Origin of the sequence: Streptomyces sp. (genome assembly GCF_031181555.1) — a bacterium.
Classification (GTDB): domain Bacteria; phylum Actinomycetota; class Actinomycetes; order Streptomycetales; family Streptomycetaceae; genus Streptomyces; species Streptomyces fimbriatus.
This window is the reverse complement of record NZ_JAPSKQ010000002.1, coordinates 48,432-71,029: the sequence shown is the minus strand read 5'-3', so window position 1 is coordinate 71,029 and position 22,598 is coordinate 48,432. Positions and strand designations below refer to the sequence as shown.

Annotated in this window: 25 protein-coding genes; 14 read left to right on the top strand and 11 right to left on the bottom strand. The window is 73.5% G+C overall.

Annotation, left to right across the window (positions count from 1 at the left end; translation table 11 throughout):
* Positions 1–27: 27 nt before the first annotated feature.
* Entirely contained in the window at positions 28–942 is a 915-nt protein-coding gene (locus RIM90_RS00930) for an aldo/keto reductase (protein ID WP_309058540.1), read from the top strand.
* A 32-nt stretch (positions 943–974) separates the two neighbouring features.
* On the opposite strand, the gene RIM90_RS00925 is transcribed toward RIM90_RS00930, so the two are convergent.
* Positions 975–1,316: an endonuclease/exonuclease/phosphatase family protein gene (locus RIM90_RS00925; RefSeq protein WP_375165384.1), complete on the bottom strand. Its 342-nt coding sequence runs from the start codon at positions 1,314–1,316 to the stop codon at positions 975–977.
* A 96-nt stretch (positions 1,317–1,412) separates the two neighbouring features.
* On the opposite strand from RIM90_RS00925, the gene RIM90_RS00920 reads away from it, so the two are divergent.
* Complete coding sequence (locus tag RIM90_RS00920) at positions 1,413–1,805, top strand: VOC family protein (RefSeq protein WP_309058539.1); 393 nt, start codon at positions 1,413–1,415, stop codon at positions 1,803–1,805.
* 41 nt (positions 1,806–1,846) lie between these two features.
* Positions 1,847–2,926: an adenosine deaminase gene (locus tag RIM90_RS00915; protein ID WP_309058538.1), complete on the top strand. Its 1,080-nt coding sequence runs from the start codon at positions 1,847–1,849 to the stop codon at positions 2,924–2,926.
* Here the strand turns inward: RIM90_RS00915 and RIM90_RS00910 are convergent.
* Both RIM90_RS00910 and RIM90_RS00905 read right to left on the bottom strand, forming a co-directional pair.
* Positions 2,908–3,423 carry a DUF664 domain-containing protein gene (locus RIM90_RS00910; protein ID WP_309058537.1) on the bottom strand — a complete coding sequence of 172 codons (516 nt, stop codon included), beginning with the start codon at positions 3,421–3,423 and terminating at the stop codon, positions 2,908–2,910. The genes RIM90_RS00915 and RIM90_RS00910 overlap by 19 nt on opposite strands.
* 27 nt (positions 3,424–3,450) lie before the next feature.
* Entirely contained in the window at positions 3,451–4,335 is an 885-nt protein-coding gene (locus RIM90_RS00905) for a LysR substrate-binding domain-containing protein (protein ID WP_309058536.1), read from the bottom strand.
* 127 nt (positions 4,336–4,462) lie between these two features.
* On the opposite strand from RIM90_RS00905, the gene mgrA reads away from it, so the two are divergent.
* The 5 genes from mgrA (at position 4,463) to RIM90_RS00875 (ending at position 10,318) form a co-directional block, all read left to right on the top strand.
* Positions 4,463–5,473: an L-glyceraldehyde 3-phosphate reductase gene (gene mgrA / locus RIM90_RS00900; RefSeq protein ID WP_309058593.1), complete on the top strand. Its 1,011-nt coding sequence runs from the start codon at positions 4,463–4,465 to the stop codon at positions 5,471–5,473.
* Between the two features lie 463 nt (positions 5,474–5,936).
* Positions 5,937–6,347: a hypothetical protein gene (locus RIM90_RS00890; protein WP_309058535.1), complete on the top strand. Its 411-nt coding sequence runs from the start codon at positions 5,937–5,939 to the stop codon at positions 6,345–6,347.
* Between the two features lie 66 nt (positions 6,348–6,413).
* Positions 6,414–8,735, top strand: a complete 2,322-nt coding sequence (locus RIM90_RS00885; protein WP_309058534.1) for an FHA domain-containing protein — start codon at positions 6,414–6,416, stop codon at positions 8,733–8,735.
* A gap of 9 nt (positions 8,736–8,744) precedes the next feature.
* Positions 8,745–9,320 (top strand): hypothetical protein, encoded by a 576-nt coding sequence (locus RIM90_RS00880; protein ID WP_309058533.1) that lies wholly within the window; start codon positions 8,745–8,747, stop codon positions 9,318–9,320.
* On the top strand, positions 9,317–10,318 hold the full coding sequence (locus RIM90_RS00875; RefSeq protein ID WP_309058532.1) for a serine/threonine-protein kinase: 1,002 nt from the start codon (positions 9,317–9,319) through the stop codon (positions 10,316–10,318). Before RIM90_RS00880 ends, RIM90_RS00875 begins: the two co-directional genes overlap by 4 nt.
* Before the next feature lie 6 nt (positions 10,319–10,324).
* On the opposite strand, the gene RIM90_RS00870 is transcribed toward RIM90_RS00875, so the two are convergent.
* Complete coding sequence (locus RIM90_RS00870) at positions 10,325–11,590, bottom strand: streptophobe family protein (RefSeq protein WP_309058531.1); 1,266 nt, start codon at positions 11,588–11,590, stop codon at positions 10,325–10,327.
* A gap of 178 nt (positions 11,591–11,768) precedes the next feature.
* Here RIM90_RS00870 and RIM90_RS00865 point away from each other — a divergent pair, with 178 nt between their 5' ends.
* Positions 11,769–12,980 carry a DUF6777 domain-containing protein gene (locus tag RIM90_RS00865; protein WP_309058530.1) on the top strand — a complete coding sequence of 404 codons (1,212 nt, stop codon included), beginning with the start codon at positions 11,769–11,771 and terminating at the stop codon, positions 12,978–12,980.
* A gap of 35 nt (positions 12,981–13,015) precedes the next feature.
* Complete coding sequence (locus RIM90_RS00860; RefSeq protein WP_309058529.1) at positions 13,016–13,312, top strand: hypothetical protein; 297 nt, start codon at positions 13,016–13,018, stop codon at positions 13,310–13,312.
* A 98-nt stretch (positions 13,313–13,410) separates the two neighbouring features.
* Here the strand turns inward: RIM90_RS00860 and RIM90_RS00855 are convergent, their stop codons facing one another.
* Positions 13,411–13,995 carry a PRC-barrel domain-containing protein gene (locus RIM90_RS00855; RefSeq protein WP_309058528.1) on the bottom strand — a complete coding sequence of 195 codons (585 nt, stop codon included), beginning with the start codon at positions 13,993–13,995 and terminating at the stop codon, positions 13,411–13,413.
* A gap of 196 nt (positions 13,996–14,191) precedes the next feature.
* Between RIM90_RS00855 and RIM90_RS00850 the strand changes: the two genes are divergently transcribed.
* The gene (locus RIM90_RS00850; protein ID WP_309058527.1) at positions 14,192–14,647 is read left to right on the top strand and encodes an ATP-binding protein; all 456 of its coding nucleotides are present in this window, start codon (positions 14,192–14,194) and stop codon (positions 14,645–14,647) included.
* 150 nt (positions 14,648–14,797) lie between these two features.
* Here RIM90_RS00850 and RIM90_RS00845 read toward each other — a convergent pair whose 3' ends face one another.
* The gene (locus RIM90_RS00845) at positions 14,798–15,685 is read right to left on the bottom strand and encodes an RNA polymerase sigma factor SigF (RefSeq protein WP_309058526.1); all 888 of its coding nucleotides are present in this window, start codon (positions 15,683–15,685) and stop codon (positions 14,798–14,800) included.
* A 285-nt stretch (positions 15,686–15,970) separates the two neighbouring features.
* Between RIM90_RS00845 and RIM90_RS00840 the strand changes: the two genes are divergently transcribed.
* The gene (locus tag RIM90_RS00840) at positions 15,971–16,411 is read left to right on the top strand and encodes a helix-turn-helix transcriptional regulator (RefSeq protein ID WP_309058525.1); all 441 of its coding nucleotides are present in this window, start codon (positions 15,971–15,973) and stop codon (positions 16,409–16,411) included.
* A gap of 21 nt (positions 16,412–16,432) precedes the next feature.
* Here the strand turns inward: RIM90_RS00840 and RIM90_RS00835 are convergent, their stop codons facing one another.
* The 3 genes from RIM90_RS00835 to RIM90_RS00825 form a co-directional block, all read right to left on the bottom strand.
* On the bottom strand, positions 16,433–17,035 hold the full coding sequence (locus RIM90_RS00835) for an ATP-dependent Clp protease proteolytic subunit (RefSeq protein ID WP_309058524.1): 603 nt from the start codon (positions 17,033–17,035) through the stop codon (positions 16,433–16,435).
* Complete coding sequence (locus RIM90_RS00830) at positions 17,035–17,691, bottom strand: ATP-dependent Clp protease proteolytic subunit (protein ID WP_309058523.1); 657 nt, start codon at positions 17,689–17,691, stop codon at positions 17,035–17,037. The genes RIM90_RS00835 and RIM90_RS00830 overlap by 1 nt, the downstream gene beginning before the upstream one ends.
* A 123-nt stretch (positions 17,692–17,814) precedes the next feature.
* Positions 17,815–19,020 carry an epoxide hydrolase gene (locus RIM90_RS00825; protein WP_309058522.1) on the bottom strand — a complete coding sequence of 402 codons (1,206 nt, stop codon included), beginning with the start codon at positions 19,018–19,020 and terminating at the stop codon, positions 17,815–17,817.
* Positions 19,021–19,141: 121 nt separating this feature from the next.
* On the opposite strand from RIM90_RS00825, the gene RIM90_RS00820 reads away from it, so the two are divergent.
* Positions 19,142–19,624, top strand: a complete 483-nt coding sequence (locus RIM90_RS00820) for a VOC family protein (RefSeq protein ID WP_309058521.1) — start codon at positions 19,142–19,144, stop codon at positions 19,622–19,624.
* Between the two features lie 46 nt (positions 19,625–19,670).
* On the opposite strand, the gene RIM90_RS00815 is transcribed toward RIM90_RS00820, so the two are convergent.
* The gene (locus RIM90_RS00815) at positions 19,671–20,561 is read right to left on the bottom strand and encodes an aminoglycoside phosphotransferase family protein (protein WP_375165382.1); all 891 of its coding nucleotides are present in this window, start codon (positions 20,559–20,561) and stop codon (positions 19,671–19,673) included.
* 56 nt (positions 20,562–20,617) lie between these two features.
* Positions 20,618–21,538 carry an SGNH/GDSL hydrolase family protein gene (locus tag RIM90_RS00810; RefSeq protein ID WP_309058519.1) on the bottom strand — a complete coding sequence of 307 codons (921 nt, stop codon included), beginning with the start codon at positions 21,536–21,538 and terminating at the stop codon, positions 20,618–20,620.
* Positions 21,539–21,770: 232 nt separating this feature from the next.
* Here RIM90_RS00810 and RIM90_RS00805 point away from each other — a divergent pair, with 232 nt between their 5' ends.
* Complete coding sequence (locus RIM90_RS00805; RefSeq protein WP_309058518.1) at positions 21,771–22,565, top strand: VOC family protein; 795 nt, start codon at positions 21,771–21,773, stop codon at positions 22,563–22,565.
* Positions 22,566–22,598 lie beyond the last annotated feature (33 nt).

Below are 22,598 nucleotides of genomic sequence, written 5' to 3'. Positions count from 1 at the left end.
CCACGACAGGTGTGCGAGACTCCGCCGATGACCATTTCGGGAGTGATCACCGCGGACGCCGCCGGCACCTGGAAACTGGGCGACCTGCCCGTCCACCGCATCGGCCTCGGCGCGATGCGGCTGACGGGCAGCGCCGCCTTCCACCTCGGCACACCGAGCGACCGCGGCCGGTCCGTCGCCGTCCTGCGCAGGGCGGTCGAACTCGGCGTGAACCACATCGACACGGCCGCCTTCTACTTCTCCTCGCTGCGCTCCGCCAACGAACTCATCAACACCGCGCTCGCGCCCTACGGCGACGACCTCGTCATCGTCACCAAGGTCGGCCCCCACCGGACGTACACCGGTGAATGGGGCACCGCGGCCCGGCCCGACGAACTGCGCGGCCACGTCGAGGAGAACCTGCGCCAGCTCGGCCGCGACCACCTGGACGTCGTCAACCTCCGCCGGATGAGCCAGGATTCGATAGCCGAGCACTTCGGCGCCCTCGCCGAACTGCGCGAGGCCGGGCTGGTCCGGCACCTCGGCGTCTCCAACGTCGAGCCGCGGCACCTCGCCGAGGCCCAGGCCATCGCGCCCGTGGTGTGCGTGCAGAACCGGTACGGGCTCGACGTGCCCCGCGGTGCCGCCACCGACGACCTCCTGCGGATCTGCGGCGAACAGGGCATCGCCTTCGTGCCCTACTTCGCCGTCGCCGGCGAGGGCATGGAACAGGGCGCGAACGCCGTCACCCACGACGAAGAGGTGCTCGCGATCGCGCGGGCGCACGACGTGAGCCCCGCCCAGGTCCGCATCGCCTGGACCCTGCACCAGGGCCCGCACGTGCTCGCCATCCCCGGCACCGGCGACCCCGACCACCTCGTGGAGAACGTGGCGGCGGGCGCGCTGCGCCTCACCGACGAGGAGCTGGGCAGGCTGGACGGGGCGCGACGTTCCGGACGTTGACCGCGGGCCGGGCGCTCGGCCCGCGTACCCGATCACCGGACAGTGGTCGGACAGGTTGGTGTACGTGTGGTCGGTGCCCCGGCTCGACACCGTCCAGGGCGCACTCGTCTCCTTGCCGACCTCGTTCGTCCACACCGCCGGACGGGCGTGACCCGCGCGACGGAGCACGTGGTCCAGATCCTCGCGCGGGTCGCCGGGATGGCGGCCACGGGCGATCGAGTTGTCCCGGGTGTCGAAGGAGCAGGGGTGCCTCGAGGGTACTCGGAGCTGCGGGAGTCCACGTTCAGGTCACCGGCGACCAGGACCCGCTCGTCGGCCGGGACGGCCTTGGCGTCCCGGAAGGCGTCGATCTCCTCGAACTGCCGGCTGCGCATCGCGGCGGCCCCGCCGGCCGCGCCCCGGCCGGACTGGCGCACCGGAGGGTTTTACGTATAACCTCTCCGGTCAATCCCACCTCCCGAAAGGTCGCGATGAGACGCGTCGCCCTGGTCACCCTCGTCGTCGACGACTACGACGAGGCGATCCGCTTCTACACCGAGGCCCTCGGTTTCCGGCTCGCCGAGGACACGCCCCGGCCCGACGGCTCCCGCTGGGTCGTCGTCGAACCGGACGCCGGGCACACCGGCACCGCCCTGCTGCTCGCCCGCGCCAAGGGGGAGGAGCAGCGCGCCCGGGTCGGTGACCAGACCGGCGGGCGGGTGGGCTTCTTCCTGCACACCGACGACTTCGCCCGCGACCACGCCCGGATGACCGCCGCGGGCGTGACCTTCCTGGAGGAACCGCGCCACGAGCCGTACGGCTCGGTCGCCGTCTTCCGGGACCTGTACGGCAACCGCTGGGACCTGCTCCAGCCCGCCGAGTGACACCGCACACCGACACCGGACCACCGAGGAACACCCCGCTCATGACCGCGCCCCGCATCGACACCGACACCCTCCGCCGGCTGCCCAAGGCCGTGCTGCACGACCACCTCGACGGCGCTCTGCGCCCCGCCACCGTGGTGGAGCTCGCGGAGGCGGTCGGCCACACCCTGCCCACCACCGACCCCGACGGGCTCGCCGCCTGGTACGTCGAGGCCGCGAACTCCGGTGACCTGGTCCGCTACATAGCCACCTTCGAGCACACCCTCGCCGTGATGCAGAACCGGGAGGGCCTGCTGCGCACCGCCGAGGAGTACGTGCTGGACCTCGCCGCCGACGGTGTCGTCTACGGCGAGGTGCGCTACGCCCCCGAGCTGATGACCAGGGGCGGGCTGGCCCTGTCCGAGGTCGTCGAGACCGTGCAGGAGGGGCTCGCGGCCGGCATGGCCAGGGCGGCGGCCGCGGGCACGCCGGTGCGGGTCGGGACGCTGCTGTGCGGCATGCGGATGTTCGACCGGACGCGGGAGATCGCCGACCTGGTCGTGGCGTTCCGGGACGCCGGTGTCGTCGGCTTCGACATCGCCGGTGCCGAGGACGGCTTCCCGCCCGCCGACCACCTCGCCGCCTTCGAGCACCTGCGCCGCGAGAACGTGCCCTTCACCATCCACGCCGGTGAGGCCCACGGCCTGCCCAGCATCCACCAGGCCCTCCAGGTGTGCGGCGCCCAGCGCATCGGGCACGGCGTGCGCATCACCGACGACATCCCCGACCTCGCGGCCGGCAAGCTCGGCCGGCTGGCCGGGTGGGTGCGGGACCGCAGGATCGCCCTGGAGATGTGCCCCACCTCCAACCTCCAGACCGGTGCCGCGACCTCGATCGCCGAGCACCCGATCACCGCGCTGAAGGACCTCGGCTTCCGCGTCACCCTCAACACCGACAACCGGCTGGTGTCCGGCACCACCATGACCCGTGAGATGTCCCTGCTGGTCGAAGAGGCCGGCTGGACGGTCGAGGACCTGCGCACCGTCACGGTCAACGCGGTGAAGAGCGCGTTCCTGCCGTTCGACGAGCGCGGCGCCCTGATCCGGGACGTGGTCCTGCCCGGTTACGCGTCCGCGCTCTGAAGCAGTCCCCGTACGTAGGCGGCCTGTCCGGCGTGCTGCAGATCGTCGGACAGGACGCTGACCAGCCGCACGCCCAGGCTGACCGGCGGGTCCCAGCGCTCGTCCACGATCCGCTCCAGGTCCCTGGCGGTCAGCGCGCGCAGCGCGCCCAGGGTCTGCTCGTGCACCGCGTCGTAGTAGCCGGTCAGCAGACCGGCGGAGTCCACCCGCACCTTGGCGACCTTCGCCGAGGTGTGGCCGTACCCGGTGTCACGGCGGGGCAGGCCGAGTCCGAGGCGTTTGTCCCAGCCCTCGGAGAGCCACACCTGGTCGAGGCCGAAGGCGTCCGCGACGTGGTCGTCCTGGACCCGGGTGAGGTGCCAGACCAGCCAGGCGACGGAGTTGGCGTCGGGGCCGGGCCGGTGGTTGAGCTCGTCGGGACCCAGGCCCTCGACGGCGGCGTGGACTTCTTCGCGGATCCGGCCGAAGCCGTCGATGAGGATGTCCTTGGCATGCATGGGTCCACCTTCGCGCATCGCCGCTCCTCACGCGCCCCCGTGGTCCAGCAGGGCCATCAGCGCCCGCGCCGCCGGACTGGTGGCCCGCGGGGCCGGCACCAGGGCGACGGTCTCGTAGACCGACTCGCCGGTGTCCTTCAGCGGCAGTGCGGTCAGCGCCTCGCGCTTGTGCCGGAAGTGCCGCGGCACTACGGCGATGCCCAGGTTCTCGTCGACCAGGTCGAGCAGGCTGTGCACGTCGTTCACCTCCAGCGCCACCGTGCGGCGCACCCCGGCGGCGGCGAAGGCCGCGTCGGTGGCGCGGCGCGGGCCCCAGTCGGGGTGGAAGTCCACGAAGACCTCCTCGCCCAGGTCCTGCGGGGTCAGTGCCGCCCCGGCCCGCGCGAGCCGGTGGTCGGGGTGGCACAGCACCGTCATCGGCTCGCTGGTCAGCGACACCGACCGCAGCTGGTCCGGGTCCGCCTCGGTCCGGTAGGCGAAGGCGAGATCCAGCCGTCCCGCCGCGACCTCCTCGGCCAGCGCGGCCGAGCCCCACTGCCGCAGCCGGATCTCCACGTCCGGGTGGAGCCGCCGGAACGCGGCGAGCAGCTCCGCCACGTGCACTCCGGCGATGCACTGCTCGGTGCCGACCGCCAGCGTGCCGCGCAGCACGCCCTGCACCGCGGCCACCGCCTCGTGCGCCGCCCGCACCTGCGCCAGGATCCGCTCGGCCTCCGCCAGCAGCGCCCGCCCGGCCTCGGTGAGCGTCACCCTGCGGGTCGTCCGCACGAACAGCGGCGTCTGCAGTTCGCGCTCCAGGGCGCGGATGGACGCGGACAGGCCCGACTGGGAGACCATCAGCCGTTCCGCCGCCCGGGTGAAGTGCTGGTCCTCGGCGACGGCGACGAAATGCTGGAGATGGCGCAGTTCCATGATTGAGAAGCGTATCCGCTGAATCCCATCGGATTCTTCTGTTGGACCACTGCCCCCAGGTCACGACAGAGTGGAGCGGCGGTTCGACGGAACCGCCGAGACGTGTGCCAACCCCTCTGGAGTCGTGTTGTACACCGCACACCCCGACCGTTACGCGGACATGCCCTACCGGCGCACCGGACACAGCGGCCTGAAGCTCCCCGCGCTCTCGCTCGGCCTGTGGCACAACTTCGGTCCGGACCGCCCGGCCGAGACCCAGCGCGCCATCCTGCGCCGCGCCTTCGACCTCGGTGTCACCCACTTCGACCTCGCCAACAACTACGGCCCGCCGCCCGGCGCCGCCGAGTCCGTGCTCGGCGAGGCGCTGAAGGCGGACTTCGCGCCGTACCGCGACGAGCTGGTGATCTCCACCAAGGCCGGCTACCTCATGTGGCCCGGCCCGTACGGCGAGTGGGGATCGCGCAAGTACCTGCTGTCCTCGCTGGACCAGAGCCTGGCCCGGATGGGCCTGGACCACGTCGACATCTTCTACTCGCACCGCTTCGACCCGGAGACTCCCCTGGAGGAGACGATGGGCGCCCTGCACTCCGCCGTCCAGCAGGGCAAGGCGCTCTACGTCGGGGTGTCCAACTACTCCGCGGAGCAGACCCGTGAGGCCGCCCGCATCCTCGGCGAACTGGGCACCCCGCTGCTGATCAACCAGCCGCGCTACTCGATGCTCGACCGCCGCCCGGAGGACGAGGGCCTGCTCGACGCCCTGGACGAGCTCCAGGTCGGCTCCATCGCCTACTCCCCGCTGGAGCAGGGCCTGCTGACCGCCCGCTACCTCGACGGCATCCCCGAGGACTCCCGGGCCGCGAGCGACAGCCCGTTCCTGAACACCGACGCCCTCACCGAGGATCTGGTGGGCCGGCTGCGCACGCTGAACGGGATCGCCGCCTCCCGCGGCCAGACCCTGGCGCAGATGGCGCTGTCCTGGGTGCTGCGCGGCGGTCGCGTGACCTCCGCCCTGGTCGGGGCGAGCAGCCCGCAGCAGCTGGAGGACAGCATCGCGGCCACCCGCAGCCTCGGCTTCGACGCGGAGGAACTGGCCCGTATCGACGCCGTCGTCAAGCAGGAGGAGCAGGAGGAGCAGTAGGAACGGGGCGCCGGCGCCGGATCACGCCCCCTCGGGCACCCGGGGCCCGGGAGGCCGGGCACGGTGCGGATCCGGCCCCCGGCGCCGAGCGTGACCACCTCCGCCCCGGGGCCGGCGCCGGCCCGTCCGCCGCGTTCACCGGCTCCCGCGAGAAGCGTGCCGTGTCGTGGTGCCCGTCGACGCCCCCTGCGAGCCGGAAGACGCATCCGGGGAACCGCCCGCGCACCGCCCATCTCACGGGTCGTTGCGGACGCCGGCCGGCCCCGCGGTGTTTCGGCCAACCGCGGCCGTGAATATGCCAGGAGACTGGCTGGAAACACGTGGTGACAGTGTTTCAGCGGTGAACATACTCGACACGAGAGCGCTTCACACCGCGCGACGGCGCCCTCACGCACAGCACGCGAGCCACGGGCGGGCGGCGAACCCCCTCCAGTGGGTGAGCAACGCAGCGGGGGAGGGGAACGTGCACGACGAATTCCTGTGCCACGTCACGGCGTACGGGGTCTGCGACGGCCGGCGCATCGGCGTACCGCTGGGCACCTACCGGGCGCCCACCCTGGCCCTCGCCCTGTGGTGGCTGCGCGACCGCGCCTCCTGGATCGCCGAGCGCCTCGACCCGCAGCCCGACGCCGAGCACTTACCGGCGGGCTCGCTCGTCCCCGTCCCCGACGGCGTGCCCGACGTGCCCGCCGTGCTGCGCACCTGGTGCGGTGACGTCGCCCGGCAGGAGGAAGTGGCCGAGGCGCTGGCCGCCGGACGCCTGGTGCGCATCGCCACCGGCGACGACACCACCGAGTACGAACTGCTGGCCGAGTCCGTGGACGCCCTGCGCATGCAGCGCGCCGCCCCCGTGCTCGGCGTTCCCGTCTCCTGAGGCGCACGGCCGCACCCCGGCCGGTGACACCGGGCACCCGACCGGACCAATCGGTAGAATCCAGACATGGCGGAGCGGCCGGTCGCGCCGGAGCTCGTCCTGGAGACCGAGTCGGGCTCCACCGTGATGAGTCCGGTCCGCGACTACCACGTGGGACGGGACCCGATGAGCGACATCGTCATCGACGACGCCCGGGTCTCCTGGCACCACGCGGTGCTCCACCCCGAGGACGGTCACTGGACCCTCGAGGACGTACACAGCACCAACGGCACCTACGCCGACGGCCACCGCGTGCACGCCCGGTGCGTCGGCCCCGGCAGCGTCATCCGCTTCGGCAGTCCCGAGGACGGTCCCCGCGTCGTCCTCGCCGCCCCCGCGCGCGCCCGGCCGTCGGCGGTCTCCCACCCCGCCCTCACCCACACCTTCCGGCAGCCGACCTCCGTGCGTCCGCTGCCCACCCGCACCGTCCGCATCGGCCGGGCTCCCGACAACGACCTGGTCGTCGACGACCTGATCGTCTCCCGGTACCACGCCGAACTGCACGTCCACGTCGACGGCTCGTACGAGATCGTCGACCTCGGCAGCCACAACGGCACCTACCTCAACGGCGTGCTGGTCGACCGGGCCGACATCCGCCCCGGCGACATCGTCGGCGTCGGCCACTCCGACTTCTGCCTGGTCGGCGACGAACTCCAGCAGTACGTCGACACCGGCGAGGTCTCCCTCGACGTCCAGGACCTCACCGTCGCCGTCGACCGGGGCACCAAACGCCTCCTCGACCACGTCTCCTTCCCGGTGGGGGAGAAGTGCCTGCTCGCGGTCGTCGGCCCGAGCGGCGCCGGCAAGTCCACCCTGATGAACGCGCTCACCGGACTGCGCCCCGCCGACCACGGCACCGTCCTCTACGACGGCCGCGACCTGTACCACGACTACGCCGAGCTGCGCCAGCGCATCGGTCTCGTCCCGCAGGACGACATCCTGCACACCCAGCTGACCGTCCACGCCGCCCTGTCCTACGCCGCCGAACTGCGCTTCCCGCAGGACACCGCCAAGGCCGAACGCCGGGCCCGGGTCGACGAGGTGATCCGCGAACTCGGCCTCGAGGAGCGGGCCCACCAGCATGTGCACAGCCTGTCCGGCGGTCAGCGCAAACGGGTCAGCGTGGCGCTGGAGCTGCTGACCAAGCCCTCGCTGCTCTTCCTCGACGAGCCGACCTCCGGCCTCGACCCCGGCATGGACCGCTCGGTGATGCACATGCTGCGCGCCCTCGCCGACGACGGCCGGACCGTCATCGTGGTCACCCACAGCGTGCTCAGCCTGGACGTCTGCGACCGCCTCCTCGTCCTCGCCCCCGGCGGCAAGGTCGCCTACTACGGCCCGCCCGGCGAGGCCCTCGCCTTCTTCGGCTTCGACCACTGGCCGGAGGCCTTCGAGGCGTTCGAACAGCAGCAGGACCGGGACTGGGCGGGCCAGTACCGCGACTCGCCCTTCCACCGGCGGTACGTCGCCGAGGCCGCCGCCCAGCCCGAGCGGCCCCGCGAGGAGCCGGTCCTCGTGGCACCCCCCTCCAGGCCCCGAGGCTGGGGCGGCCAGCTCCGCACCCTGGTCCGCCGCTACACCGCCGCGCTCGCCGCGGACCGCACCTTCCTCGCCATCATGATCGCGCTGCCGTTCGTGATGGGCGCCATGGCGCGGGCCCTCGCGGGCGGTGAGCTGACGCGCAAGTCCGCCATGAACACCCTGCTCATCCTGTGCGTCGGCGCGGTCCTCACCGGCGCGGCCAACGCGGTGCGCGAAGTCGTCAAGGAGCGGGTGATCTACCAGCGCGAGCGGGCCGTGGGCCTGTCCAGATCGGCGTACCTGATGTCCAAGGTGGTCGTGCTCGGCACGGTCACCGTGCTCCAGGCCGTGGTGCTGACCCTCGTCGCGCTGCTCGGCGTGGACCTGAAGGCGCCCGGCGGCGAAGGCGTGTTGATGCCGCCCCTCGTGGAGGTCACCGCCGCCGTCGCGCTGCTCGCCTTCACCGCGATGATGATCGGCCTGCTGATCTCCGCGGTGGTCCGCAAGGAGGAGGTGACGATGCCGCTGCTGGTACTGCTGGCCATCGTCCAGGTCGTCTTCTGCGGCGCCCTGCTGCCGCTCGACGGCGTGCTCGTGCTGGAGCAGCTGGCCTGGCTGGTGCCCGCCCGCTGGGGGTTCGCCGCGATGGCCGGCACCGTCGACCTGCCCCGGCTCTCACCCGGTGACCTGAGCCGTGATCCGCTCTTCGCGCACACGGCGGACGTGTGGCTGCTCGCCGTCGGCACGCTGCTCGCCCTGTCGCTGGTCTTCGGCCTGCTGGTGTCCCGCCTGCTGCGGCGCCAGGAGCCGGCCGTGATGCGGAAGTAGGTGCCGACGATGACGGTCCCCGGCTTCCGCCCCACGCACGTGGTCCCCGAGCACGGCCTGTCCGCCTGGGAGACCCCCGACCTCGACCGGCCCACTGTGCCCCTCGATCCGCTGCTGCCGGTGCACCTGCTGGAGCGGCGCGGCGACTGGGGTCATGTGCTGTGCTCCAACGGCTGGTCGGCGTGGGTCGACGGCCGCCTCCTGGTCGCCGTGCCCCAGGACCCGCCCGCCGCCGGCGCCCCGATGACCCGCACCGCCGACCCGCGGCCGCTGCTGGCGCGGGCCGAGAAGACCCTGGCCCGCTACCGGGCCGCCGTGGCCGACCTGGCCGACGGCAGCCTCGACGGGGAGGCCTTCCACGCCCGCACCCGGGGCCTGCGCGCCGGAATCGTCGTCGACGGGGAGTCCGCATGGCTCTACGACCCCGACCACGGGCGATGGGCGTACACCGACGGCACCCGGCTGCACACCTGTGCCGCCGACGAGGCACCCCGCGCCGTTCCGCACCCTCCCGATCACGCGCCCACCAAGGTGGTGGCCGACGAACCCACCCGGGTCGTCACCCCCGACGGTGACCCGCGGTGACCGGCGGCACGAGCCGGTTCGCGGGCCGTCCCTCCGAACCGGTCGGCCGGCGGGTCGCGGGCTACCGCGTCGAGGCCGAGATCGGCCGCGGCGGCATGGCCGTCGTCTACCGCGCCCGGGACCTGCGCCTGGACCGCACCGTCGCCCTGAAGCTGCTCGCCCCCGAACTGGCCCGCAACGACACCTTCCGCCGCCGCTTCACCCACGAGTCCCGCACGGCCGCCGCGATCGACCACCCGCACATCGTCCCCGTCTTCGAGGCGGGCGAGACGGACGGCATCCTCTACATCGCGATGCGCTACGTCGACGGCGGCGACCTGCGCCGTCTCCTCGACCGCGAGGGCCCGCTGCCGCTCCCCACCGCCCTGCGCATCGCCGCCCAGGTGGCGTCCGCGCTCGACGCCGCCCACGAGCACGGACTGGTGCACCGGGACGTCAAGCCCGGCAACATCCTCGTCTCCCGCGGCACCGACAGCGACCACCCCGAGCACGCCTACCTCACCGACTTCGGCCTGACGAAGAAGTCGCTGTCCCTGACCGGTTTCACCACCGTCGGCCAGTTCGTCGGCACCCTCGACTACGTGGCCCCCGAGCAGATCTCCGGCCGCCCGGTCGACGCCCGGTGCGACGTCTACGGGTTCGCCTGCGTCGTCCACGAGGTCCTCACCGGGCATCCGCCGTTCCGCCGGGACGACGACATGGCCCTGCTGTGGGCGCACCAGTACGACGCCCCGCCGCCGCTGACCGCCGGCCGCCCCGACCTCCCCCCGCGGACCGACGCCGTCCTCGCCAGGGCCCTGGCGAAGAACCCCGACGACCGCTACGCCTCCTGCCGGGACTTCGTCGCGGCCCTGCGCACCGCCACCACGGGCGGCGGGAGCACGGCCGCGACCGGCCATCCGGCCACGGTGAGGGACCTGCGCGTGCCCGGACCCGACGAGGACCGGCCGAAACCGCCGCCGCGCTGGGCGCAGCCGGCGTTCGGTCCGCGGGAGTGAAGCGGGTCAGCGGTCGGTCCCGCCCCGCCGGCGCACCCCCCGCGCCAGCAGCGCCCCCGCGAAACCCGTGACCAGACCCCACAGCAGGGCCAGGCCCAGGGTGCTCCACAGCCGCGGTCTCAGCAGCACCTGCCCGGAGAACCCCTCGCCCAGATCGCCGATGCCGAGCACGGACAGGCCGATCCGCGCGTCGATCCGGACCATGAGGCAGACCATGAGCACCGCGAGCGCCAGGGCCACCGCCAGGTGCACCGCGTGCTGCCAGGCCCGGATCCGGGCCGGGGACAGCGCCGCCATGGCGAAGGCCGCGGCCAGCAGCAGCACCGCGTCGACCACGACCAGCCACCACACCCGGCCGTCGTGCTCGGCGAGGGCGCCCAGGTTCAGCGTGGAGACGTCCGGTGTGCGCAGCACCTCGTCCAGCACACGCGGCATGGGCAGCCCGAAGGGTCCGTTCACCCTGCCGTCCCAGGTGGCGCCGAGCCCGATCGTCAGCGCCAGCCAGGCCACGTTGGGCAGCCCGAGCAGGATGACGGCGAACGTCTCGGCCGGGTGCCCGCGCGTGGCGGCGACGGCCAGCGCGACGACGAGGCCGATCACGACACAGGCGAGCAACAGCCGCACCACCGCGTGCGCCGCGGGCCGCACCGACGGCTGCAGGCGCAGCAGCCGGCCCGGCAGCGGGGCACCACGCGACACCAGCAGGGCCAGCACCAGCACCCCGGCCAGCCAGACCAGGCCGATGAGGACGGTCGACGGAACGTCGGTGGAGAAACCGACCTCGGGCGTGATGCCGAACAGGTCACCGAGGTCGCCCAGCGTCTCGTCCCCGAGGGAGATCTCGAACGTGTGCCGCGCGGTGAGCGCCAGGGCGAGCAGCGCGAGCAGCCACAGGGCGGCGATCCTCGCGGCCCACCCGGCCAGCTCGGGCGCCCCGGCGACCGCCCGGTGCCGCAGCGGGCGCAGGAAACCCCAGCCGATGACCAGCGCCCCGGTGAGGGTGACGGACAGCGGGACGACCGACAGACCGCCCTCCGTGCCGGCCAGCGCGCCGGCGTCCCCGGAGAGCTCCACGGTGCCTCCGACGGCCGTGACCACGGTCGCCGCGATCACCTGGGGGAAGGAACCGTCCGGCAGGTCCGTGGCACCGGCCGCCCACAGCCCGAGCGCGGCCACCACGCCCATGGCGATCAGCCCGCCGAGCACCGCGACGAGGGCCTGCGCCCAGCCGTGCCGGGAGAACGCCTGGTCGGAGAGGATGCGTGAGCTCACGTTGTCACGCTAAGCAGGGGCGGCGGACGCCGCCCGCCGGGAGGTCCGTCCGCGTCGGCTTGCGGGCGGTGCCGGACCGGAGCGCACAATGAACCCATAGGGGGTAAATGGCACGCATCCGCCGAAACCGGTGCGATGTGTGAGTGCCGCGGGACCATCCGCGCGGGAAGAAGAGCTCGTGAGCGTCGAACCGCCCTCCGCCGGCCGGCCCACCGGGCCCCCCTCCGGGCCGCTGTCCGGAGGGTCCCGGCCGCCGCCTTCCGGACCGCCCTCGCAGCCGCCCGGCGGGGGCGGCGACGCGGGCCCGCCCGGGCCGGAGCGGCGCCCGTGGTGGAAGTCCGTACCCACTCTGGCCGTGCTCGCCGCGGCCGTGGCCGCCGCCGTGCTCCTCGCGGTGGTGTTCACCCGCTCCGACGGCGGCGCCGAAGCCGGCGGCGGGGAGATCTTCCTGCAGGCCGCGAACGCGACCGGCCCCGATCCGTTCACCGGCTCGACGGCCGAGGACGGCTCACCCCCGCCGGTCACCCCCTCCCCGGCCGCCGAGTCCGGTCCGGCGAACGCGCTGCGCGGCGTCCAGGGCGGGCGACCCGGCCTCTACGGCGGCACCCGCGACGTCTCCAGCTGTGACGTGGAGCGGCAGATCGAGTTCCTGCGGGAGGTGCCGGACAAGAACGAGGCGTTCGCCTCGGTGGCCGGCGTCAGGCCCTCGGAGGTTCCCTCCCACCTGCGCTCGCTCACCCCGCTGCAGCTGCGCATGGACACCCGGGTCACCAACCACGGCTACCGCGACGGCGCCGCCACCAGCTACCAGGCGGTCCTCCAGGCGGGCACGGCCGTACTCGTCGACGACCGCGGAGTGCCGCGCGTACGGTGCGCCTGCGGCAACCCGCTGACCGAGCCGGTCGAGCAGTCCGCGCCGCGCCACAGGGGTGAGCCCTGGCCGGGCTTCAGCCCCTCGAACGTCGTCGTGGTCGAACCCGCACCGCGGCCCGTCGAGGAGTTCGTCGTCCACGACCCCGACACCGGGGGCTGGTTCGAGCGGCAGCCGGGCGACACGGGCGGGAAGGACCGCACCGTGCCCCCGCCGGACGAGCCGACCCCGTCGGCCGACGTCACCGTGCCGTCCCCGCGGGCGTCCGACTCGCGGCCGCCCGCCCCGCCCGCCACGCCGCCCGCCCCGCCCCCGCCGGACACCGGGCAGCCGAGTCCGCAGCCGCCGGGCGACGAATCCACCGCCGAGGAACCCACGTCCGGCGAACCGCCGGCGCCCGGCTCCCCGGCGCCCGGCTCCCCGGCGCCCGGCTCCCCGGTGCCGCCCCCGCCCGGCTCAGGCGCCCCGCCCCCGTCGGGGCCGGAGCCCGGCCCGACGGACCTCGGCCCGACGTCCTGAAGGTGGTGTGCACGGCCGGCCCGTATCACCAGGGCGTGGTCGCCGAGCCCCAGCAGACGGCCGGCCGGCACCTCGCCGAACGTCGTGAGCACCGCCTCGATCCGGCCGTCGGCCGGATCGAACGCCGCGTCGAGCACGGTGCCGCGCTCCTCACCGCACTCGGTGAGCACCCTGCTCCCCGGCAGGTCGCGGTGCGGCGGCGCCTTCGGCAGGCCGGCCGACGGGCGCACGATCAGCCCGTCGGGGCGGACGGCGGCCACGTCGCCCAGGGCGAACACGGTCTCCCCGCGCAGCCACCCGCGCCGTACCCGGACGTGCGTGACCGTCCTTGACGCCGCGTCGACCGTCAGCGCCCGCACGGTACCCAGACGGTCCGCGCCGCCCGGAGCCAGGACGGGCAGCCCGCGCACCCGGGAGAACAGCAACGGCATCACGGCGGCACGTCCCTCCCGCGGTCGCGGTGGGCACCGACGCGGGCCACGAAGCCGGGCAGGTCGTCGGTGACGTAGGTGGTCGCGTGCGCCGGGATCACCAGCGTCCGGCCGGAGGCGCTCAGCGCCTCGCCCCGCGGCACGTACACCCGGTGCCGGCGCTGCCGGGAGCCGTGCACCGGTTCCCGGGGCGCGGCGAGCCGGAAGGCGACGACCCGGCCGCTGGTGCCCCCCTCGACGAGGACGTCGAGCACCGTGCCGACGACGTCGCCCGCGTCGGTCACCACCTGCGCCCCGAGCAGCCGCCCGCGCTGGGCGTCCCGGCGCGCCACCGACACGGGCACGTCGCACAGCGCCTCCCGCCCGCGGACCATGACCGCGTGGTGGCCCAGGCAGTACACCGCCGGCCAGGGCAGGTCCTGCGGCAGCGGTCCCGACAGCAGGGTCCGGCCGGTGAGGGTGAAGCCCGTGATCCGCGCGGCCGAGGCGTCGAAGACGGTGTCCTTGACGTGGGCGACGGCGTCCCCGCCCAGCGTCACCACGGGCAGGGTCGTCAGGCTGCGCACCGCCATCAGCTCGTTCATGGCACGCCCTTCCCGCCGGGTCGGCTGGCGCCGTACCCGGCGACCCCGGCCCGGACCCGCCCGTGCCGGGCCCGGCGGGATCCGGGTTCCCCGCCCCTCGAAGGCGAACACCGATCGGGGGGACTGTGCCGCCGGACTCGGGGTACCAGGACTGGTGCAGAACGTCAGGCCGGCCCGGCTTCCCAGAGAGAAACGCATGACCTACCACCTGGACGGGGCAGTGATACCGACTGGTTTCGACGTGCCCGTGGAACCGCTGCGGCGGGCGGCACACTTCACCGGCGAGCCGGGATGCATCGCCGAGGCACGGGCCTTCGCCGCGCTCTTCCTGGAGCAACTGAGGACCGAGTGGTGCGCCACGATCGACGAGCGGGCCGACGGCGCGGTCCTGCTGGTGGTGAGCGAGCTGGTCACCAACGCCGACCGGCACAGCAACGGGCCGTACATCCTGGAGCTGGAGGGCACGGACACCTCGCTCACGGTGGCGGTCTACGACAGCAGCGCCGCACTGCCCCGCGTCTTCCCCCGCGATCCCCAGCGCGTCGGCCGGCACGGTCTGGAGATCGTGCGGGCGCTGGCCCGGGACATCAGCGTGGAGCGGGTGCCGGTCGGCAAGCGGGTGCGCGCGGTGATCGCCCTCGACGGCGACTGAGCGACCGCCGGATCACCCCTCCTCCTTCGGACCGGCCGCCCCGGAGCGGCTTCCTTCCGTTCCTCCACAGGGACCGACGGCACGCGGGCGCGGCCGCCGTCCTCCGTGCGACGCGGGACGGCGGCCGCGCCCGCGTACCGTCTCCCGGGGTCAGGCGCAGCCGAGCTCGCCCAGCATGCCCTCGCGCAGCCGGGTGATGATCCGCTTGATCAGGCGGGACACGTGCATCTGCGAGCAGCCGAGACGTTCGCCGATCTCCGCCTGGGTGGCCTCCTCCACGAACCGCATGTGGATGATCTGCCGGTCGCGTTCGCTGAGCTCGGCCATGAGGGGCGCGAGCGCGTGGAAGTCCTCGACGAGCCGCAGCCCCTCCTCCTCCACGCCGATGAAGTCGGCGAGGACGGCCTCCCCGCTCTCCGGGCCGTCACCGGTGAGGGCGGCGTCCAGCGACGAGGAGTTGTACCCGTTCGCGGCGATCTGTCCCTCGATGACCTGGTCCTCGGTGATGTTCATCAGCGTGGCGAGCTCGGCGACCGTGGGCTCCCGGTCCAGCCGGCTGGCCAGTTCCTCGCGGGCCTTGGCCAGCTCGACGCGCAGTTCCTGGAGCCGGCGCGGCACGTGCACGGCCCAGGTCGTGTCCCGGAAGAAACGCTTGATCTCGCCGACGATGTACGGCAGCGCGAAGGAGGTGAACTCCACCTCGCGCGACAGCTCGAACCGGTCGATGGCCTTGATCAGACCGATCATGCCGGTCTGCACGATGTCGTCCATGTCGTCGCCGCGACCGCGGAACCGTCCGGCGGCGAACCGCACGAGGGACATGTTCATCTCGATGAGGGTGTTGCGCGCGTACTGGTACTCGTGCGTGCCCTCTTCCAGCTCCGCCAGGCGGCGGAAGAACTGACGGGACAGCTCTCTCGCGTCGCGCGGGGCGACGGTTCGCGGGTCCGCCACTCCGGGCAGGCTTCCGTCACCCGTCCCGGCTTCGGTGTGCTCGTCGACGACCTGTGCCTGCGACCGGATCACGGCGGTCTCCATTGCCTCTCCCCACGAACGTCACGGCTGACCTGTGCCAGGGCCCTTCCGGGCTTGCGGGTACCCAGGTCGTGCGGACACATTCCTGTGATGTTCCGAGCAGCTCGCACCGCGGGGACCACGGGGCCACCAGGTCGTGAGGATGCTCGTCACCCGTATGTCCGAGGGTACGGGGGAGGAGCCCGCACGGCAGCCCGGGCCGGGCCCGGACACCTCGCGCCGGCCTGCTTCACTCAGGGCGGAATGCCGCTCCCTTCCCCTCGGGGCCGGGATTCCTAGGCTGGAGGGGTGAATCGCCAAGCGCCGAACCACGCCCGTGTCATTCCCCTGCGACCGACGGCCGCGCGCCCGGGGCCCGCGCGCCCCGCCGCGCCGCCCGGCCCGGCCCCCGCCCCGGCACCGTCCGCTCCCGCCCCCGCCGGCAGGGAGCCACTGTGGCGCGACCTCGTGGGCGACGTGCTGCGCCGGGAGCGGCTCGCCCAGGAGCGGACGCTGAAGGACGTCGCCGAAGCGGCCCGGATCTCGATGCCGTACCTGTCCGAGGTGGAGCGGGGCCGCAAGGAAGCCTCCTCGGAGGTCCTCGCGGCCGCCGCCCAGGCCCTCGGGCTCGGCCTCGGCGACCTGCTCGCGCGGGCCCACGGGGAGCTCGTCCGCGTCACCGGCCGGCAGCTCGGCGCGAGCCGGGGGAGGCCCGGCTCCTCGCACGACGGGCTGTGCCTGGCGGCCTGACGTCCCGCGTGGTCCGGCGCCTCACACCCGTACGAGGCGCCGGCTCAGCACCTCGTCGGCCAGGCCGTACGCCACGGCCTCCTGCGCCGTGAACACCTTGTCGCGGTCCATGTCCGCGCGCAGGGTCGCCACGTCGTGGTGCGTGTGCCGGGACAGCACCTCCTCCACCTGCGAGCGGATCCGCACCATCTCCTTGGCCTGGAGCGACAGGTCGGAGACCGTGCCCCGCGCGCCGCCGGTGGCCGGCTGGCCCAGCAGCACCCGCGCGTGCTCCAGCACGAACCGCCGCCCCGGATCCCCGCCGGCCAGCAGTACGGCCGCCGTGGACGCCGCCTGGCCGACGCAGAAGGTCGAGATCGGCGCCTGCACGAACGTCATCGTGTCGTAGATCGCCATGAGCGAGGTGAACGATCCGCCGGGGGAGTTGAGGTAGATCGAGATCTCGCTCTCCGGCGCCGCCGACTCCAGATGGAGCAGTTGCGCGATGACCACATTGGCCACTCCGTCGTCGATCTCGGTGCCGAGGAAGATGATCCGCTCGGACAGCAGCCGGCTGAACACGTCGTAGGACCGCTCGCCCTGCGGAGTGCGCTCGACGACGTTCGGAATCGTGTACGTCCCCATCACTGCAGTCCCATCCTGCGCCGCGTCGCGGCCGGGCGGACGTCGGCGAGCGACTCCACCACCCGGTCCACCATCCCGTACTCCCTGGCCTCCTCGGCCGTGAACCAGCGGTCCCGGTCGCCGTCCCGGGAGATGGTCTCCGGGGACTGCCCGGTGTGCTCGGCGGTGATCCGCTCGATGGTCCGCTTGGTGAACTCCAGGTTCTCCGCCTGGATCTCGATGTCGGCGGTGGTGCCGCCGATCCCCGCCGACGGCTGGTGCATCATGATCCGCGCGTTCGGCAGGGCGTACCGCTTGCCGGCCGTGCCCACGCTCAGCAGGAACTGCCCCATGCTGGCGGCGAATCCCATGGCGAGGGTCGAGACGTCGTTCGGGATCAGCCGCATCGTGTCGTAGATCGCCAGACCCGCGTGCACGGAGCCGCCGGGGCTGTTGATGTACAGACTGATGTCGGTGCGCGGGTCCTCCGCGGACAGGATCAGCAACTGCGCGCACACCCGGTTCGCGGACACCTCGTCGACCTGGGTGCCCAGCAGCACGATCCGCTGGGCGAGCAGCTGGGCGGCGAGGTGGTCGTCGAACCGGGTCGGCGGGGTGTCGCCCTCCTCGGCGCGGGGCAGCGGGACCGGCCACGGGCCGGCGGTGAGTGGAGACATCGGCGCTCCTGGTGGTCGCTTGTCGGAACGCGGCCGGTGCGGCCGCGTGTCTCCACTCTTGACCGGCGGCGGGGCCCGGCGGACCTTTCTCTGCCCGCGGCAGATTCGCCGCGGGCAGAGCGCTCATCCGGCCTGCCTCCGCCTCAACTCCCGGAAGAAGGCCCGCACATCGCCCACCAGCAGGTCCGGCTCCTCCATCGCCGCGAAGTGCCCGCCCCGGTCGAACTCCGTCCAGCGCACCAGGTTCTCCGTGCGCTCCGCCTTGTGCCGCAGCGGGATCTGCAGCTCGGCCGGGAACAGGGCGATCGCCGTCGGCGCCGTCGACGGCTCGGCGGGACGGGCGGCGCGGCCCGTGGCGTGCGCCCGCTCGTAGTAGATCCGGGCGGACGAACCCGCCGTCCCGGTCAGCCAGTACAGCATCACATTGGTCAGCAGCAGGTCCCGGTCCACCGCCTCCTCCGGCAGCTCATCGGAGTCGGTCCACTCCCGGAACTTCTCCACGATCCAGGCGAGTTGGCCGACCGGCGAGTCGTGCAGCGCGTACGCCAGGGTCTGCGGCCGGGTCGCGTGCAGGACGGCGTACCCGGTGCCCTCCCGGGACCACTCGCTCCACCGCCGCCAGGAGGTCAGGGTGCGCGCCCGCTCCTCGGGATCGAGCTCCTCCAGTTCCTCCGCGGTCGGTTCCGTGACCGCCTGCGCGCCCGGCAGCAGATTGAGGTGCACGCCGATGACCCGCTCCGGGTGCGCCCGGCCCAGCTCGCGGGAGACGGCGGCGCCCCAGTCGCCGCCCTGCGCGCCGAACCGCTCGTAGCCGAGCCTCCGCATCAGCTCGGCCCAGGCGTCGGCGACCCGGCCCGCCTCCCAGCCGGTGCCCGGCGCGGGCCCGGACAGCCCGAACCCCGGGATGCTCGGCACCACGACGTGGAACGCGTCGGCGGGATCGCCCCCGTGAGCGGCCGGATCGGTCAACGGGCCGACCACGTCCAGGAACTCCACGATCGACCCCGGCCAGCCGTGCGTGATGACCAGCGGGGTGGCGTCCGGCTCGGGGGAGCGGACATGGGCGAAGTGCACGGTGGCGCCGTCGATGGTGGTGGTGAACTGGGGCCACTCGTTCAGCCGCGCCTCGGCGGCCCGCCAGTCGTAGGTGTGCCGCCAGTACCGCACGAGCTCGCGCAGGTACTCCTGCGGCACCCCGTAGGCCCAGCCCGTACCGGCGAGCGGGTCCGGCCAGCGGGTGCGGTCGAGCCGGTCGTGCAGATCGTCGAGGTCGCGCTGGGGGACGGCGATGCGGAAGGGCCGGATGGTCTCGGCGGGCGATGACGTCATGACCGCGATGCTAGGCGCGCGGGCCGGTGCGCCCGTCCGCATTGTCCTCCCGCCCACCGATGAGTTTCCCGGCGCGGACGGGTCAACACCGATGACCGCGTTCCGCGCCCAGGAGGTACTCATGACCACCGACGGATTCACCACGTGTCTCTGGTACGACGGGCAGGCCGAGGAGGCCGCGAACTTCTACGTCTCCGTCTTCAAGAACTCGGGCGTCGGCCGGATCGTCCGGCACACCGAGGCCGGCCCCGGCCCCGCGGGCACCGTTCTCACCGTGGAGTTCACGGCCGACGGCCAGAAGTTCATCGCGCTGAACGGCGGGCCCGAGTTCACGTTCAACGAGGCGATCTCCTTCCAGGTCGGCTGCGCCGACCAGGACGAGGTCGACCACTACTGGGACAAGCTCGTCGAGGGTGGCGGTGAGCACGGCCCCTGCGGCTGGCTCAAGGACAGGTTCGGCGTGTCCTGGCAGGTCGTCCCGACCCGGCTGCCCGAGATGATCAGCGACCCGGACACGGAGAAGGCGGGCCGCGTGATGAAGGCCATGATGTCGATGGGCAGGCTCGACATCGCGGCCCTGGAGAGGGCGTACGCGGGCGGGTGACGGCCGGCGCGGGGCGGGACCCGACGGCGCGCGGACGGCCCCGCCCCTACCCGCGTTCGGCCAGCATCTCCTTGATCACATGCCGTGAGTTCGCCGCCAGCGGCGGGTTGGTGTCCCAGTAGTACGGCAGCTGGATGAGCGAGACCGACAGCGCCCAGCCCCGCCCGCGCGCCCACTGCGCCTCGTCGGCGCCCACCGCCGCACGGAAGGTGCCGCGCACCTCGGCGGGCAGCAGATTCCAGGCGACGATCAGGTCCACGGCGGGGTCACCCACCCCCGCGCTGCCGAAGTCGATCACCGCGGTCAGCCGTCCGCCGTCGACCAGCACATTGCCCGGCGACAGATCACCGTGCGCCCACACCGGCGCACCGGCGTACTCCGGAACCTCCAGCGCCTCCTCCCACAGGTCCGTCACCGCGGCGGTGTCGATCCGCCCCGCCAGCCGCGCGATCGCCTCGCGCGTCGGGGCGTCCCGGCTCGCCAGGGGGACACCCCGGTGGCACACCGGCCCGCCCGCCGCGTCGATCCCGCGCAGGGCGGTGACGAACGCCGCCAGGTCCCGGGCGAGCGACTCGGGGTCGTCGAGCGCCCCCACGACCGGGTTGGAGCCGTCCAGCCAGCGGTACACCGACCAGGGCCACGGGAAACCCTCACCGGGCCCGCCCCGCCCGAGCGGTTCGGGCACGGCGAACGGCAGGAGCGGGCCGAGCCGGGGCAGCCACCGCTGCTCGTGCGCCACGCCCTCGACGGCACCGGGGTGACGGGGAAGCCGCACCACCAGGTCCGAGCCGAGGCGGAACATGGCGTTCTCGGTCCCCGAGGACCGCAGCCGCTCCACCGGCAGCCCGGCCCACCGGGGGAACCGGCCGGCGACCAGCCGGCCGACCGGTCCGGCGTCGAGGTCCACTTCGCCGGGGTGCATCCTCATGGCACTCATGCGGTCCATCCCAGCGGCGAACAGGCCCTTCGTCCAACGGATTTGCCGCCGCCCGGTCAGCTCGTGCGGACGTGCTCCCCGATCACCCGGGTGATCTCCCGCGCCATGCGCAGGATCCCCGGCGAACGGACCGGGCAGGGCTTCGGCCTGGACGTCGTGGGCGCCAGGCAGAAGTGCAGGTGGTCGTCGTCCCGGTGCAGGGCCGTGCGGTCGCGGCCGGGCTGGGTGCAGTGGCCGGGGTGGGCCCGCTCGTAGGCGTCGCACGGCAGGTACTGCGTCCAGGCGTACCGCGCCCCCGGCGGACTCACCGTCCGTCCCGCGTCCGCGACGAGGTCGCCGGAGGCGGCGGCCCGCTCCTCGTAGAGCGCGTTGACCAGGCGGACCCGGTCGGGGGTGATCGGGTCGGGGCCCTGCAGCACCCAGACGATCCGGGGCCGCCGGGATCCCCCGGCGGCGGCGATCTGCTCGGTGAGCCGCCGCGCGTCGGCCGCGTACCGCTCGAGGTACTTCTCCCGCGAGGCGTCGTAGGTGATCCCGTCCATGCACGGCGTGTAGCCCCAGGCGTTGCCCCAGAACTGCAGCACCACGTAGTCCGGCCGCAGCGAGCGCACCAGCGCCGCCGCCTTGTCCGGGGCGGGCACGAGGGACCGCTCGACGGAGCCCTCCAGGTAGTCGCACAGGGTGGTGCCCGAGTGGGGCGCGCTCGTGTAGCGGGCGCGCAGATCCGTGCGCAGTCGCCCGCCGAGGACCTTCTGGTTCTCCACCGCCAGCGAGTCCCCGAGGTACAGCACCGTCGGCGGTTCCCCGGGCGCGGCCCTCGGGGAGGCGACGGGCCGCTGGTGCGTGGTGGCCGACGCCTTCGGCGAGTTCGGCGAGGCGAGCGGCGGCGGCTCGGCCCCCGGCCCGGACGACGGGTCCGTGCACGCGCCGAGCAGCACGGCGGCCAGCAGCACTCCCACGACCCACGGCTTGCGCATACGGCGACTCCCGCCCCGGCCTGCGAAACGGCTCCCCAGGCAAGCACAACCGGGTCCAGGGGGGAAGACACGCTTCAGGACGGATCGCCTCCCTTTCCCCCCTCCTTCGCACCCCTCGCACCGGATCCCGGTCCGGCCCGGCCCGTGCGGCGCCGCTCGGCGCGCGGGTGGGGGCGGCGGTGGCTAGCGTGAGAAGACGGACCGACCACCCGTTCCGGAGAGGGCCCACGTCATGGCCGCACCGCCCGAGGGGACCCCGTGCTGGGCCGACGCGATGTTCAGCGACGTCGAGGGGGCCAAGCGCTTCTACGGAGACGTCCTCGGCTGGACCTTCAGCGAGGCGCCGACGGAGTTCGGTGACTACACCGAGGTCTACGCCGGCGGGAAGGCGGTGGCCGCCGTGGTGCCGCCCATGCCCGGCCAGGAGGGTCCGTCCCAGTGGTGCCTGTACTTCGCGACCGAGGACGCCGCCGCCACCGCCGCCCGGATCCGGGACGGCGGCGGTGAGCTGCTGATGGAGCCGATGCAGGTCGGCGACTTCGGCACGATGTGCCTGGCGCGCGACCCCGGCGGGGTCGTCTTCGGGCTCTGGCAGGCCGGCACCCACGAGGGCTTCGAGGTGGCGGCCGTACCGGGCGCGTACTGCTGGGCGGAGGTCTTCACCCGGGAGCCCGAGAAGTCCGACGCCTTCTTCCCCGCCGTCTTCTCCTACCGGTCGAAGCGGCTGGCGGGCGAGCCGGACTACCGGATCTACGACCTCGGCGAGCGCAGCGTGCTCGGCCGGACGCGGATGACGGACGACTTCCCGCCCGAGGCGCCCCCGTACATCGACGTCTACTTCACCGTCGCGGACTGCGACGAGGCCGTGACCAGGGCCACCGAGCGGGGCGGCGTCCTGCGGTCCGGGCCGGTGGACAGCCCCTTCGGCCGGTACGCGGCGCTCGGCGACCCGCAGGGCGCGAACTTCTCGGTGATCGACCTCACGACCACGGTGGGCGAGGTGCCGAGGACGACCGAGGTGATCTGAGGGGCTGCCCCGGCCGGGACGGGCACGCCGCCC

Bases quoted from the DNA above. Each gene is read 5' to 3' on its own strand.
- RIM90_RS00930 (WP_309058540.1), top strand. From the start codon at position 28: ATGACCATTTCGGGAGTGATCACCGCGGACGCCGCCGGCACCTGGAAA.
- RIM90_RS00925 (WP_375165384.1), bottom strand. From the start codon at position 1,316: ATGCGCAGCCGGCAGTTCGAGGAGATCGACGCCTTCCGGGACGCCAAG.
- RIM90_RS00920 (WP_309058539.1), top strand. From the start codon at position 1,413: ATGAGACGCGTCGCCCTGGTCACCCTCGTCGTCGACGACTACGACGAG.
- RIM90_RS00915 (WP_309058538.1), top strand. From the start codon at position 1,847: ATGACCGCGCCCCGCATCGACACCGACACCCTCCGCCGGCTGCCCAAG.
- RIM90_RS00910 (WP_309058537.1), bottom strand. From the start codon at position 3,423: ATGCATGCCAAGGACATCCTCATCGACGGCTTCGGCCGGATCCGCGAA.
- RIM90_RS00905 (WP_309058536.1), bottom strand. From the start codon at position 4,335: ATGGAACTGCGCCATCTCCAGCATTTCGTCGCCGTCGCCGAGGACCAG.
- RIM90_RS00885 (WP_309058534.1), top strand. From the start codon at position 6,414: ATGGCGGAGCGGCCGGTCGCGCCGGAGCTCGTCCTGGAGACCGAGTCG.
- RIM90_RS00880 (WP_309058533.1), top strand. From the start codon at position 8,745: ATGACGGTCCCCGGCTTCCGCCCCACGCACGTGGTCCCCGAGCACGGC.
- RIM90_RS00855 (WP_309058528.1), bottom strand. From the start codon at position 13,995: ATGAACGAGCTGATGGCGGTGCGCAGCCTGACGACCCTGCCCGTGGTG.
- RIM90_RS00850 (WP_309058527.1), top strand. From the start codon at position 14,192: ATGACCTACCACCTGGACGGGGCAGTGATACCGACTGGTTTCGACGTG.
- RIM90_RS00845 (WP_309058526.1), bottom strand. From the start codon at position 15,685: ATGGAGACCGCCGTGATCCGGTCGCAGGCACAGGTCGTCGACGAGCAC.
- RIM90_RS00835 (WP_309058524.1), bottom strand. From the start codon at position 17,035: ATGGGGACGTACACGATTCCGAACGTCGTCGAGCGCACTCCGCAGGGC.
- RIM90_RS00830 (WP_309058523.1), bottom strand. From the start codon at position 17,691: ATGTCTCCACTCACCGCCGGCCCGTGGCCGGTCCCGCTGCCCCGCGCC.
- RIM90_RS00825 (WP_309058522.1), bottom strand. From the start codon at position 19,020: ATGACGTCATCGCCCGCCGAGACCATCCGGCCCTTCCGCATCGCCGTC.
- RIM90_RS00820 (WP_309058521.1), top strand. From the start codon at position 19,142: ATGACCACCGACGGATTCACCACGTGTCTCTGGTACGACGGGCAGGCC.
- RIM90_RS00815 (WP_375165382.1), bottom strand. From the start codon at position 20,561: ATGAGTGCCATGAGGATGCACCCCGGCGAAGTGGACCTCGACGCCGGA.
- RIM90_RS00810 (WP_309058519.1), bottom strand. From the start codon at position 21,538: ATGCGCAAGCCGTGGGTCGTGGGAGTGCTGCTGGCCGCCGTGCTGCTC.
- RIM90_RS00805 (WP_309058518.1), top strand. From the start codon at position 21,771: ATGGCCGCACCGCCCGAGGGGACCCCGTGCTGGGCCGACGCGATGTTC.